At 64.3% G+C, this 12732-nt stretch carries 11 protein-coding genes and 1 other annotated feature; of the genes, 9 read left to right on the top strand and 2 right to left on the bottom strand.

Annotation, left to right across the window (positions count from 1 at the left end; all coding sequences use genetic code 11):
• The first annotated feature begins 98 nt into the window (after window positions 1-98).
• From WA070_RS15170 to WA070_RS15185, 4 genes are all read left to right on the top strand, one after another.
• Window positions 99-1364, top strand: coding sequence for an aspartate kinase (locus WA070_RS15170; protein ID WP_422634757.1), 1266 nt, complete (start codon window positions 99-101; stop codon window positions 1362-1364).
• Window positions 1365-1421: 57 nt separating this feature from the next.
• Window positions 1422-2435 (top strand): NAD(P)H-dependent flavin oxidoreductase, encoded by a 1014-nt coding sequence (locus tag WA070_RS15175; protein WP_422634758.1) that lies wholly within the window; start codon window positions 1422-1424, stop codon window positions 2433-2435.
• Window positions 2436-2500: 65 nt separating this feature from the next.
• Window positions 2501-3466: a hypothetical protein gene (locus WA070_RS15180; RefSeq protein WP_422634759.1), complete on the top strand. Its 966-nt coding sequence runs from the start codon at window positions 2501-2503 to the stop codon at window positions 3464-3466.
• A 36-nt stretch (window positions 3467-3502) separates the two neighbouring features.
• The gene (locus WA070_RS15185; protein WP_422634760.1) at window positions 3503-3970 is read left to right on the top strand and encodes an SRPBCC domain-containing protein; all 468 of its coding nucleotides are present in this window, start codon (window positions 3503-3505) and stop codon (window positions 3968-3970) included.
• 44 nt (window positions 3971-4014) lie between these two features.
• Here the strand turns inward: WA070_RS15185 and WA070_RS15190 are convergent, their stop codons facing one another.
• Window positions 4015-5508: a SulP family inorganic anion transporter gene (locus WA070_RS15190; protein ID WP_422634761.1), complete on the bottom strand. Its 1494-nt coding sequence runs from the start codon at window positions 5506-5508 to the stop codon at window positions 4015-4017.
• Between the two features lie 61 nt (window positions 5509-5569).
• Window positions 5570-5625 (bottom strand) — a sequence feature (sul1 is cis-regulatory element that is thought to sense ions involved in sulfur or methionine metabolism; They are found in Alphaproteobacteria).
• A 119-nt stretch (window positions 5626-5744) separates the two neighbouring features.
• A complete protein-coding gene (locus WA070_RS15195; RefSeq protein WP_422634762.1) occupies window positions 5745-6914 on the bottom strand; it encodes a pyridoxal phosphate-dependent aminotransferase in 1170 nt (389 codons plus the stop codon).
• A 215-nt stretch (window positions 6915-7129) separates the two neighbouring features.
• On the opposite strand from WA070_RS15195, the gene ptsP reads away from it, so the two are divergent.
• From ptsP to WA070_RS15220, 5 genes are all read left to right on the top strand, one after another.
• Entirely contained in the window at window positions 7130-9406 is a 2277-nt protein-coding gene (gene ptsP / locus WA070_RS15200) for a phosphoenolpyruvate--protein phosphotransferase (protein WP_422634763.1), read from the top strand.
• A gap of 82 nt (window positions 9407-9488) precedes the next feature.
• Entirely contained in the window at window positions 9489-10397 is a 909-nt protein-coding gene (locus WA070_RS15205; RefSeq protein WP_422634764.1) for a helix-turn-helix domain-containing protein, read from the top strand.
• 87 nt (window positions 10398-10484) lie between these two features.
• Entirely contained in the window at window positions 10485-11429 is a 945-nt protein-coding gene (locus WA070_RS15210; RefSeq protein WP_422634765.1) for a hypothetical protein, read from the top strand.
• Window positions 11420-12367 carry a tRNA lysidine(34) synthetase TilS gene (gene tilS / locus WA070_RS15215; RefSeq protein WP_422634766.1) on the top strand — a complete coding sequence of 316 codons (948 nt, stop codon included), beginning with the start codon at window positions 11420-11422 and terminating at the stop codon, window positions 12365-12367. Before WA070_RS15210 ends, tilS begins: the two co-directional genes overlap by 10 nt.
• Window positions 12368-12499: 132 nt before the next feature.
• On the top strand, window positions 12500-12691 hold the full coding sequence (locus tag WA070_RS15220) for a hypothetical protein (protein WP_422634767.1): 192 nt from the start codon (window positions 12500-12502) through the stop codon (window positions 12689-12691).
• Window positions 12692-12732: the final 41 nt, after the last annotated feature.

The raw sequence follows: 12732 nt of genomic DNA on the forward strand, positions 1-12732 counted from the left end.
CGCCGTTGCTTGCCATATCCGTGAGCACTGCTAATAGGAGCGCCGTTTAGCCCTTTTGGGACATTTTCTTTCTCACCATAGGCAGGTTCGGCACACACATGGCGCGCATCGTGATGAAATTCGGCGGCACCTCGATGGCGGGGATGGAGCGAATTCGCAACGTCGCCGCGCGCGTGAAGCATGTCGTGAGCCAGGGCCATGAAGTCGCCGTCGTCGTATCCGCCATGGCGGGCGAAACCGACCGGCTCGTGGGCTTCTGCAAGGAAGCGTCCGCGCTTTACGATCCCGCCGAATATGACGTGGTGGTCGCCGCTGGCGAGCAGATCACATCCGGCCTGCTGGCGATGACGCTCAAGGCCATGGACGTGGACGCGCGCAGCTGGCTTGGCTGGCAACTGCCCATCCGCACGATCGAGGCTCATGCCAAGGCGCGGGTCAGCGATATCGACACGCTCGACCTGCTCGCCTCCATGCGATCCGGCACCGTGGCCGTGATTCCGGGGTTTCAGGGCATGATGGCCGATGGCCGCGTATCCACGCTGGGGCGTGGCGGGTCCGATACTTCGGCCGTCGCGGTGGCTGCGGCGATCAAGGCGGATCGCTGCGACATCTATACCGACGTCGATGGCGTCTACACCACCGACCCGCGCATCGTGGCCCGCGCGCGCAAGCTCGACCTCGTAACCTATGAGGAAATGCTCGAACTCGCGTCGGTCGGCGCAAAGGTGCTACAAACCCGATCGGTGGGTCTGGCCATGAAGGAAGGCGTCGTCGTTCAGGTTCTGTCCTCCTTCGACGATCCCACGCAGCAGGATTTGCCCGGCACGCTGATCGTCAGCGACGCGGAACTGGAAGCCAAGCTCAAGGAAGACAAGATGGAACGTCAGCTCATCACCGGCATCGCCCATGACAAGAATGAAGCCAAGATCATCGTGACGCGCGTGCCCGACAAGCCCGGCGCGGTCGCCAACATCTTCACGCCCTTGGCCGATGCGGCGATCAACGTGGACATGATTATCCAGAATGACAGCAAGGATAATGAAGAGACCGACGTCACCTTCACCGTCCCGCGCGCCGACCTGGCGCGCAGCGTCGATATTCTCGAAGCGAACAAGGATGCCATCGGCTTCCGCCGCATCATCACCGACACCGAAGTCGCCAAGATCAGCGTCGTTGGCGTCGGCATGCGCAGCCATGCTGGCGTCGCGGCCACCATGTTCAAGACGCTGGCCGATCGCGGCATCAATATCGAAGCCATCTCGACCAGCGAGATCAAGGTCAGCGTGTTGATCGACGAAGACGAAACCGAACTCGCCGTCCGCGTCCTCCACACCGCCTACGGCCTGGACGCGCCGGTCGCTTGACCTTTTCTCCCCTCCCCTTCAGGGGAGGGGCTTTTGTGCTTGTTGAGGCTAAACCAGATGACGCACGCGAAACTCACGTCCCTCATGGCGCGCGGCGCTGAATTTCTCGGCTGCGAGACCGCGATCCTGTGCGGCGCGATGAGCTGGGTCAGCGAACGCCATCTGGTGTCCGCCATCTCCAACGCGGGTGGCTTTGGCGTCATCGCGTGCGGCGCGATGACGCCCGAACTGCTCGACGCGGAAATCACTGCGACAAAGGCGCTGACGGAGAGGCCTTTCGGCGTCAACCTCATCACCATGCATCCGCAACTGTTCGACCTGATCGACGTCTGCGCGCGCCACGACGTGACCCATATCGTGCTGGCCGGTGGCCTGCCGCCCAAGGGCAGCATCGAAGCGATCAAGCAGAAGGGCGCGAAACTCATCTGCTTCGCCCCCGCGCTCAGCCTCGCCAAGAAGCTGATCCGGTCCGGCGTAGACGCGCTGGTGGTCGAAGGGATGGAGGCTGGCGGCCATATCGGCCCGGTTTCCACCAGCGTCCTGGCGCAGGAAATCCTGCCCGACATCGCAGAGCAGGTGCCAGTGTTCGTTGCGGGCGGCATTGGCCGTGGCGAAGCGATCGCCGCCTATCTGGAAATGGGCGCGGCGGGCGTGCAGCTTGGCACCCGTTTTGCCTGCGCCACCGAAAGCATCGCGCACCCCGCCTTCAAGAAGGCCTTCTTCCGCGCATCGGCCCGCGACGCCATTGCCAGCGTGCAGATCGACGCGCGCCTGCCGGTCATCCCCGTCCGCTCGCTCAAGAACGCAGGTATGGAAAACTTCACCGCCAAGCAGCGCGAAGTCGCCAACCTGCTCGACAGCGGCGCAGTAGATATGATGGAGGCGCAGCTTCAGATCGAACATTATTGGGCCGGTGCGCTGCGCCGCGCGGTCATCGACGGCGACGTGGATGGCGGGTCGCTGATGGCGGGCCAGTCGGTCGGCATGGTGACGAAGGAAGAGCCGGTCGCTGCCATCATCGCCGAACTGATGATGCAGGCCGCTGGTGCGCTGGAGCGGCGAGCCGCCTGAAACCGTGCGATGAACCGAGTCAAACGCGTATTTCCTCCAACGGCAATGCGCGGCATGACCGGAGCATGATCCAATCGCATATTCCGCTGTCCTTCACGCGCCGATCCGTGCCCAGATCCCTACGGCGTCTGTCCCTCGTGTCGCTGGCGGCGATCGCCGCCTGTTCGACGCCGCCACCCCCGCCACCGCCCACGGCCCCGCCGCCGGTCATCTCGACCATCCGCCCGGTCCCGCCGATGGGCGCGGTCGCGGGGATGAGCATTCCGGAGGTCGGCAAGGACGGCAAGTTCCTGACCGCCAATCGCGGCGTTACGTCCAACACCGCGCTCTGGCATGTCCGCATGGCGCTCAACGTCGCCGCGCTCTCCTGCAACGGCGGCGGCGATCTGGCGCGGCTGCAATATAACCGCCTGCTCCATGTGCATCAGCCTGCCCTGCGCGAAGCCAACGCGGCCGTCGATCGTAACTATGCCGCTGCCTATGGCACCACCGGCACCGCCTATCGCGAACGGCTCAACACCGTCGTCTATAATTTCTTCTCTCTGCCGCCCGTCACCAGGAGCTTCTGCCCGGTCGCGATCACGGTCGGCGCAAAGATGCTGGCGATGCCCTCATCGGCCCTGCTCGAATATGCGCCACAGGCACTGGCCGAACTGGAAAAGCCGTTTCAGGATTTCTACGCCGCCTATGCCGACTATCTGCGCCGTCTGGCCGAATGGCAGTCGCGTTTCGGCGCGACCGTAACGGTCGTCGTGTCGCCCACCCCCCTGCCGCCCCCGCCAGTTCCGCCCGGCGAAGTGCTGCCGTCAGGCACTGCGCAGCGCCTGCCAGCCCTGCCATCCAGCAGTCTGCCATTGGCCACCACGCCCCCGGCTGCGACTACGCCTCCATCGGCCACGCTCCCATCCGCCACCACGCCGCCTCCAGCCGCCCAGCCGCGTACGCTTCCGCCAGCGGTCGTGCGAACGCAGCCAGCCAGTCCCATCACGCCAAAATTGACGGTTCAACCGCTGCCCACCACCGGGGAATAACCACCGCCCAAAGCCGCCTTTCAAAGGAACGACGTCATGAGCCAGGAACGCCACGAACTGTCGGTCTATTGCTATATCGAAGCGCCTCGCGCGATCGTGTGGAAGGTTTGGACCGACCTCAAGGACGAATGGTATTGCCCCAAACCCTGGCGCGCGCAGGTGATCGAGCAGGACATGCGACCCGGCGGCCGCAGCGCGGTGCAGATGTTCGGCCCCGATGGCGAGGATACCGGCCCCATGGAGGGCATATTTCTGGAGGTCGTGCCCGGTGAACGGGTTGTCACCACCGACGCCTATGCCGCAGGCTGGGTGCCGCAAACCCCCTTCATTACCGCCATCTGGACCTTCGCCGATGCAGAAGACGGCACCCGCGTCACCGCCACCGCCCGTCATTGGGATGCCGAAGCGAAGGCCCGGCATGAGGACATGGGCTTCCATCCCGGTTGGGACCAGATGCTCGCTCAGTTCAAGGCGCTGAGCGAAACATCCGCCGCCAGCGCCTAGCGCCTCCTGCCTTCACCCCTCATCCGTTCGTCGCACCGCGCCCCTCAATGCGGCACGACGCCCAGTTCCACTCCGGTCTTGTCGTGCAGCGCAAAGCGGTCGATCAGATCGGCGCTCGCCCGGTTATAGCCCACAACCTCGACCACATGTCCGTCGCGCCGCAGCCGGGCGACGATCTTATCCAGCGCTCCGACGCCCGAAATGTCCCAGAAATGCGCCGCCGACACGTCGATCAGGATGCGCTCCGCTTTATCGTCGTCCTGAAACGCGCGCGTGAAGCGATCCACCGATGCAAAGAATATCTCACCCTTCACGCGATAGACGCTTTGCCCATCGGCGGCCGTTTCCCGATCGACCGAAAACATCCGCTGCACCTTGCCTGCAAAAAACACGCCCGACAGCAGCACGCCCGCCAGCACGCCCAGCGACAGGTCGCGCGTTGCAACCACCACGATCACGGTCGTCAGCATCACGACGGACGACGTGGGCGGATGGCGGCGCAAATTGGGGATTGAGTTCCAGCTGAACGTGCCGATCGACACCATGATCATCACCGCGACCAGCGCGGGCATCGGCACACGCCCGACCAGCGGACCCAGCATCGTAAGCAGGAACAGCAAAAAGGCGCCCGCCACAAATGTGGACAGCCTGCTACGCCCGCCCGACGTCACGTTGATGACCGACTGGCCGATCATCGCGCAACCGCCCATGCCGCCAAACAGGGCCGCGACGATATTCGCGCCTCCCTGACCCGCGCATTCCTGCCTTTTGTCGCTGTCGCTGTCCGTCATGTCGTCCACGATCTGCGCGGTCAGCAGCGATTCGAGCAGGCCGACCGCCGCCATCGTCAGCGAATAGGGCAGGATGATGCGCAATGTGTCGAACGTCATCGGCACATGCGGCCACGTCAGGCTGGGCAGTCCTTCAGGCAGTTTCCCCATGTCGCCGACCGTGTGAACCGACAGGCCCATGCCGATGCTGATCGCGCTCAGTACCAATATGGCTAGCAGTGGGGAGGGCACGGCCTTGGTGATCCGGGGAAAGCCATAGATGATCGCCAGCCCGCCCGCGACCATCGCATAGCTGTCCCAGCCCACATTGGTCAGTTGCGGCAATTGCGCCATGAAGATCAGGATCGCCAGCGCATTGACGAAGCCGGTAATGACTGATCGCGACACAAATTGCATGACGAGGTCGAGCCGCAGCAATCCCGCAACGATCTGGATCACCCCCATCACTATGGTCGCGGCGAACAGATATTCCACGCCATGATCGCGCACCAGCGGCACGACCAGCACCGCCACCGCTGCCGTGGCGGCGGAGATCATGCCCGGCCGCCCGCCGATCAGGGCGATGGTCATGGCGATGGCGACGGAGGCATACAGGCCCACGCGGGGATCGACGCCTGCGATCACGGAAAAGCCGATCGCTTCGGGGATAAGGGCGAGGGCGACGACGATACCCGCCATGACGTCGCGGCGCGCGGCGGCCCCGTCAGTAAACCACTGGCGAGAATAAAGAGTGAGTTTTGAAGACATGTAAATTCCACATCAAGGCACATGGCGCCGATATAAGGCGCGTTCACTTGTTCATGTGTGATGTTGTCCGGCGGATCGGCGGCCGGAATAGCCACCCGGAATTGCACCGGGTCCATGCGAATGTCCCGCCCTTAGCGGCATGCCGCTGTCCAATGCAAGTCCTGTCGACGCACGGCAAAAAGGGCGCCCGGTTTCCCGAACGCCCCTTTCACCTTCGCGACCTCTGATGCGAACCCTCAGGCCTTGTAGGTCTTTTCCACCGCAGAGCAGAATTTCTTCATGTCTTCGGCCGACCCAACGGTCACGCGCGATACGGTGGGCCAGATCGGCCAGTTGCGCCCGATCTGCACCTTTTCCGGCGCGGCGAGCAGCGCGGCCTGCATCTCTTTGGCGGGCTTGGTCTTCCAATCGACCATGAACATATTCGCCTGACTGCCCGGATGCACCATGATGCCCTTCTTGGTCAGCCATGCGATCGTCTCGTCGCGCGCGGCGATCATTTCGTTGCGCCGCGCGGTGATCAGGTCGGCTTCCTTATACACCGCATTGCCGCACGCCATCGCCGTGATCGACAGGCCACCGGCCGACGGGCCGAACAGCATGATCTGCTTCTGCACTTCGGGATCGGCAAAGGTCAGGCCCAAACGAATGCCCGCCATGCCAAACAGCTTGGAGCAGGTCCGCATGACGATGATGTCCTTGCGGGTGCCGATCAGCGACGCCGCGCTGGGCGCGCCGGAAAAGTGCAGATAGGCTTCGTCCACCAGCAGCATCGCGTCGGCAGGCTTGTTGTCCAGCAGCCACTTGATGTCGGCCACTGGCGTGATCGTGCCGGTCGGGTTGTTGGGCGTGCAGATATAATAGAGACCCGCATTGGGATTGGCGGCCAGCATGCCCTTGACGTCATGGCCCTTGCCGACGGCCTGCGGCACTTTCTTGATCGGCGCTTTCAGATAATCGGCCGAACGCCATGCGGATTCGAACGTCGGATCGGCGGTCACCAGCCCCTTGGTGGGCGAGCAATAGGCCGCCACGACGCTGACCAGCGGGCCACCCGAACCGGGCCAAAGCTGGATATGCGTTTCGGGCAGGCTTTCCACGGTCGCGACCGTCTTGATCAGGTCGGCGCGATAGGTGTCGGGATCATACCAGTTGCCCACGGCCCCGGCGCGCGCGATCGCTTCGACGCCCGATGGGAAGGGGCCGGTCCAGCATTCGTTGGACCCGATACGCACTGCGCCTGCGATGCCGCGTGCGGCCTGCTGCTGCGCCATTGCGACGTCGCTCATCAATCCGCTGACGGCAACGCCTGCGCTCAATACGGCGGCGATCTCGCCAAGCTGGCGGCGCGAATAGCCGCGCTCGATCAGATTATCCTTCGCATCCTTGTTCAACATCATGGTCATGTCGTCAGTCCCCTATGTCCTGCGTGTGTCGGGCCAGCGTCTGCAATCCAGGCTTCATTGGGGGAAACGAAGCCCGCGCATATTTCCACAATGCGCGTTCGTCGCTTTTACATTTTTTTTATGTCCCATGATCGGCGGGCCAGCTTTCGCGCCATTATGCGCGGCTGCGTGAATCGCCTTGGAAAGCGGGGCACCAATCTGTTAGCCACTGAAGCATGCCAGAAACGCCCGCCGCCGCCGCCCGTCAGATCCTCATCCGCCTTCAGGAAGTGATGGCGTCGCGCACCAGCGCGCAGGCGAAGCTGAACAAGGTGGTGGAGATCATCGGCGAATCGCTCTCCAGCGAAGTCTGCTCCATCTATCTGGTGCGCGAAGGCGTGCTGGAACTCTTCGCCACCCGTGGTTTGAAGCAGGAAGCCGTCCACGTCACCCGCATGGCGATGGGGGAGGGGCTGGTCGGCCTGATCGCCACCAATGTCGAAACGCTCAACCTCGACGAAGCCGCCTCGCACCCCGACTTTGCCTATCGCCCCGAAACGGGGGAGGAACTGTTCCACAGCTTTGCCGGCGTGCCGATCGTGCGGCGCGAACGGGCGCTGGGCGTCCTGTGCGTGCAACATGCCGACCCGCGCAGATATGAAGAAGTGGAAATAGAGGCGCTCCAGACCGTTGCGATGGTCATGTCCGAACTTATCGCCAACGCCGAACTGGCCGACGACAGCCCCACCGACCTGCGCGTCACCGACACCGGCACCACCCTGCTGCACGGCCTGCCGCTGGTGATGGGCATGGCGCGTGGCCATGTCGTCTTCCATCAGCCGCGCGTCCACATCGAACATACCGTGGCGGAAGATACGGAGGCGGAGCGGCAGCGCGTCATTTCCGCCTTCACCAAGATGCGCGAACAGATCGACCGCATGACTGGCGCTGCGGAATTCGGCATGGAGGGCGAGCATCAGGAGGTGCTCGAAACCTACAAGATGTTCGCCTATGACGAAGGCTGGACGCGGCGTATCAACGAAGCGATCGACAGCGGCCTGACCGCAGAAGCGGCGATCGAGCGGGTGCAGCAACGCACCCGCATGCGGATGCGCCAGATCGACGATCCCCTGCTGTCCGACCGGATGCATGATCTGGAGGATCTGGCCAACCGGTTGCTGCGCATCGTGTCGGGCCAGCTTGGCACGGCGGCGCAGATGGGCCTGCGGCAGGACGCCATCCTGATCGCCCGCAATCTTGGTCCCGCCGAACTGCTCGAATATGACCGGCGACGCCTGAAGGGCGTGATCCTGGAGGAAGGGTCGCTGACCGCCCATGTCACCATCGTCGCGCGCGCCATGGGCGTGCCGGTGCTGGGCCGTGTGCGCGACATTCGGCATCAGGTGAACGAGGGCGACCTCATCCTGATGGACGTGACGGCGAACGCTTTGCTGATCCGTCCGACATCCGACATGGACGAAGCGTTCGATAACAAACTGCATGTGACGCAGAAACGCCGCGCCGAATTTGCCGCGATGCGCGACCTGCCTTCCGTCACCGCCGATGGGCAGCGGGTCGAACTGATGGTCAATGCGGGCCTGCGCGAAGATGCGCAGGCGCTCGACATGGTGGGTGCCGACGGCATCGGACTTTTTCGCACGGAATTTCAGTTCCTCGTCTCCGCCACCCTGCCGCAGCGCGAAAAGCAGCAGCGCCTCTACAAAGACGTGCTGGACGCTGCGGGCGACCGCCCGGTCATCTTCCGCACCGTCGATATCGGCGGGGACAAGGCGCTGCCCTACATGCAGCGTGAGGATGACGAGCATGAGGATAATCCCGCCATGGGCTGGCGCGCGATCCGCCTCGCGCTCGACCGCGACGGGCTGATGAAGGCGCAGGCCCGCGCGCTGCTGGAGGCCAGCGCGGGCAAGATCCTGCACGTCATGTTCCCGATGGTGTCCGAACCGTGGGAATATGAACAGGCCCGCGCTCTGGTCGAACATCAGCGGGCATGGCTGCAATCGCGCAAGAAAAAGCTGCCTATCGCCATCCGCTACGGCGCGATGCTCGAAGTGCCCGCTCTGGCCGAAGTGCTCGACATATTATTGCCGCAGGTCGATTTTCTGTCGATCGGCACCAACGACCTGACGCAATTCCTGTTCGCCGCAGACCGCGCCCATCCCAAACTCGCCGAACGCTATGACTGGCTCAGCCTCGCCATCCTGCGTTTCCTCGACCGCGTGGCCAAAAACTGCGCCGCCTATCAGGTTCCCGTGGGCGTATGCGGCGAAATGGGCGGCCGCACGCTGGAGGCGATGGCCCTCATCGGCCTTGGCATCCGCCGCCTGTCGATCACCCCGGCATCGGTCGGCCCGGTCAAGGCGATGATCCGCGCCATCGACGCGGCTGAACTGCAGACTCTGATGCGGCAACTGCTGGACAGTGGCGAACGCGACATGCGTGGGCGGCTGACCCAATGGGCGGCTGAACGCAACATCGAACTGGGCGCCTAAGACCATGAAAAGGTCCGGCTCGGCGTTGACAACATCCGTCCCACAGTGAGACAAGGCTGACCGACAAAGGTCGCGGAGCAGCATGGCAGACGAAATAAACGTGGACACCGGCACAGGCAGTGCGCCGGAAATGCAGCCGAATACGCCGGGTGGAAAATTGCGTGCGGGGCGGGAGGCGTTGGGCCTGTCTCTCCCCGACATCGCAACCCGCACGCGCATCGCCCAGCGCCAGTTGGAAGCGATTGAACGCGACGATTATACCGCCCTGCCGGGCATCCCCTATGCCGTGGGTTTCGCCCGCGCCTATGCCCGTGCGATCGACATGGACGATGTCGCCATCGCTGCCGACGTGCGCCGTGCCGTGCATGACAGCGACATGGGCGCAAACCGTTATGAAGCGTTCGAGCCGGTCGATCCGGCCCGCGTGCCATCCCGCGCGCTGGCCTGGACGGCGGCGGTTATCGTCGTGGTGCTGATCGCTGGTTTCACCATCTGGCGCACGCAAATGTTCACGGCCCCCACCAGCACGGAAATTGCCGCGCAGCAGGGTGATGCAGCACCCGTCGCCGCCCGTCCCGCTGGCACGACCGCGCCAGTACCGCCGGCGGCCCAACCGGTCGTCTTCACCGCCGTCGATGACGTCTGGCTGCGCATCTATGACGAAGCAGGCGAGCGGCTGAAGGACGGGCTGATGAAGAAGGGCGAAACCTTTGCCCTGCCCACCACTGCGCGCAATCCGATGATCCTGACGGGCCGTCCGCAGGCGCTGTCCGTGACCGTGGGTGGCAAGGCAGTGGCCCCGCTCGGCGCGCCGGACCGGACCATTGCCGACGTGCCGGTCAATGCCGAAGCGCTGCTGGCGCGCGGTGCGGCAACGGCAACGCCTGCACCCGGATCGCCGTCGCTGACCGGCACGGTCATTCCGCAGGCCGCAACCCCGCCCGTCGCGCCTTCGCCAAACCCGGCTGCATCGGCTACGGGCGCGAACTGAGCGGCACAGCCTCCTGACGCAGGTCGGGCTTTACCGCGCCAAATAACCCCTTATGGTTAAACGCGACATATTCAGTCGGGGAACATCATGCGTCACGCCTTTTTCGCGACATCTGCTCTGGTCTGGACCGCGCCGGTCCTGTTGGCCCTTGCGCCGCCCGCTCTGGCGCAAAATCCGGCGGTAGAGGTCCGCGTCGATCGGCTGGAAAAGGAAATGCGCGCGGTCCAGCGGAAGGTCTTTCCCGGTGGCACCCCGATCGAAGCGCAGATCACCAAACCCAATACGCCCAGCATCGCGCCCGGTTCGCCATCCTCTGCGCCCATCGCCGATCTGACCGCCCGCGTCGGCGCGCTGGAATCGCAACTGGCCTCCATGACTGGGCAGATCGAGGACAATAGTTACAAGCTGCGCCAGCTTCAGGACGCCTTCACCAAATATAAGGCGGAGGCGGACGCCCGCATGGCCTCGACGGATGCGCCGCCAGCCACTGGCCCAACGTCCGCGCCATCCATCACCACTCCCGCGCCCACCCCCTCGCGTCCGGCATCGACCAAGCCGACCGCCGCCGCGCCCGCATCGACCCCCGCCGCCAGCGAAGCGCGCAAGACCGCCGTCGCCGCGATCGAACGGCCCGACAGTGGCGATGCGGCGATGGACGCCTACTCCTACGGCTATCGCCTGTGGGACGCCAAATTCTATCCCGAAGCGCAAGGGCAACTCAAAGCCACGGTCGAAAAATATGGCACCGCCAATGTTGCCAGCCGCGCACAGAATCTGCTGGGCCGCGCCTATCTGGACGATGGCAAGCCTGCACTCGCATCGGTCGCCTTCTACGAAAATTACCAGAAGCGTCCCCGTGGCGATCGCGCCGCCGACAGTCTGGCCTATCTTGGCGAAGCGCTGATCCAGCTAAAAAAGCCCGCCGACGCGTGCAAAGTCTATGCGGAACTGGAGCAGGTCTATGGATCGAGCCTGTCGAGCAGCCTGCGCACCATGATGGACAAGGGCCGCACACAGGCGAAGTGCAGCTGACGATCGACACGGCAGCGGCGCACCTGCGCGCCGCAACGCTGGCGCTGGTTGGCGAAGGGCAGGGCGTCCGCTTCGGCATTGCGGTATCCGGCGGTCCCGACAGCATGGCGCTGCTGCATCTGGTCGCGCTGGCCTTCCCCGGTCAGGCAGAGGCGATCACCGTCGATCACGGCCTGCGCCTCGCCTCGGCGGATGAAGCGGCCATGGTCGCCCGCTGGTGCGACGCCCACGCCATCCCCCACGCCACGCGCCACCCCGAAACGCCGCTGACCGGCAATGTGCAGGATTGGGCGCGCACCCAGCGCTACGCCCTGATCGAACAGTGGCGCACGACACGCGGCATCGACTGGATCATGACAGCCCATCATGCCGACGACCAACTGGAAACCCTGCTCATGCGCCTCAACCGTGGGGCTGGCGTGGCCGGTCTAGCCGGGGTGCGCGCGCGCACGGGCCACATCATCCGCCCGCTGCTAGGCTTTCGAAAAGCCCAATTGCTCGCCATCGCGCAGGCAGAGGCATTGCCCTATGTCGATGACCCCTCCAACGCCGACCCCCGCTTCGACCGCGCCGCCCTGCGCACGGCCCTCTCCGAAGTCGACTGGCTCAACCCCTTGGCTGCATCGCGCAGCGCAGCCGCACTGGCCGAAGCGGACGCGGCGCTCGAATGGTCCGTCGCTGATCTCGCTGCTCACCACGTAACCCGGACGGAAGACGGCTACACCCTGACCCGCACCGACGTCCCCCGCGAATATCTCCGCCGCCTCCTGCTCCACATGCTGACTCAGGCCGACTCGGCTGCACCGCCCCCGCGCGGAGACACCATCGACCGCGCGATCGCGCTCGCCATGGCGGGCCGACAATCCAGCATCGGCGCATGGCTCCTGCGCGGCGGCCCCGTCTGGACCCTGCGCCCGGCACCCGCCCGTCGCGCTTGAACAGGTCGTTACGGAAAGGTTCCACGACCCATCCTGCAACCCAAACGGCCCGTCGATTTTGTGCGCTGCGGTGATCGTTCTTTAACCGCTGCCATGGTTAACCACTGACCATCAATTGCAGGGAATCGGCATATGGTGGAATTTGCGGCACTGACTTATGGCCTGTTGGCCAGCGTCATCCTTTCGGCGGCGCAGCGTAACAGCAAAATGGCGCGCCCCCATCCACCGCTGCTCCTATATTTGGGCTATCTGCTCTGCGGCCTGTCGGCTGGCGCGGCGCTGGGGCTGGGCTATATCATTCTGACCCGGTTCATCGGACACTGACCATAACGCAACGTCGGAACATCCGCGCACGGGTCGGCTTG

Source organism: Sphingobium sp., assembly GCF_049304695.1.
GTDB lineage: Bacteria > Pseudomonadota > Alphaproteobacteria > Sphingomonadales > Sphingomonadaceae > Sphingobium.

Coding starts and splice junctions, on each gene's coding strand:
- WA070_RS15170 (WP_422634757.1), top strand. CDS start 99: ATGGCGCGCATCGTGATGAAATTCGGCGGCACCTCGATGGCGGGGATG.
- WA070_RS15175 (WP_422634758.1), top strand. CDS start 1,422: ATGACGCACGCGAAACTCACGTCCCTCATGGCGCGCGGCGCTGAATTT.
- WA070_RS15180 (WP_422634759.1), top strand. CDS start 2,501: ATGATCCAATCGCATATTCCGCTGTCCTTCACGCGCCGATCCGTGCCC.
- WA070_RS15185 (WP_422634760.1), top strand. CDS start 3,503: ATGAGCCAGGAACGCCACGAACTGTCGGTCTATTGCTATATCGAAGCG.
- WA070_RS15190 (WP_422634761.1), bottom strand. CDS start 5,508: ATGTCTTCAAAACTCACTCTTTATTCTCGCCAGTGGTTTACTGACGGG.
- WA070_RS15195 (WP_422634762.1), bottom strand. CDS start 6,914: ATGACCATGATGTTGAACAAGGATGCGAAGGATAATCTGATCGAGCGC.
- ptsP (WP_422634763.1), top strand. CDS start 7,130: ATGCCAGAAACGCCCGCCGCCGCCGCCCGTCAGATCCTCATCCGCCTT.
- WA070_RS15205 (WP_422634764.1), top strand. CDS start 9,489: ATGGCAGACGAAATAAACGTGGACACCGGCACAGGCAGTGCGCCGGAA.
- WA070_RS15210 (WP_422634765.1), top strand. CDS start 10,485: ATGCGTCACGCCTTTTTCGCGACATCTGCTCTGGTCTGGACCGCGCCG.
- WA070_RS15220 (WP_422634767.1), top strand. CDS start 12,500: ATGGTGGAATTTGCGGCACTGACTTATGGCCTGTTGGCCAGCGTCATC.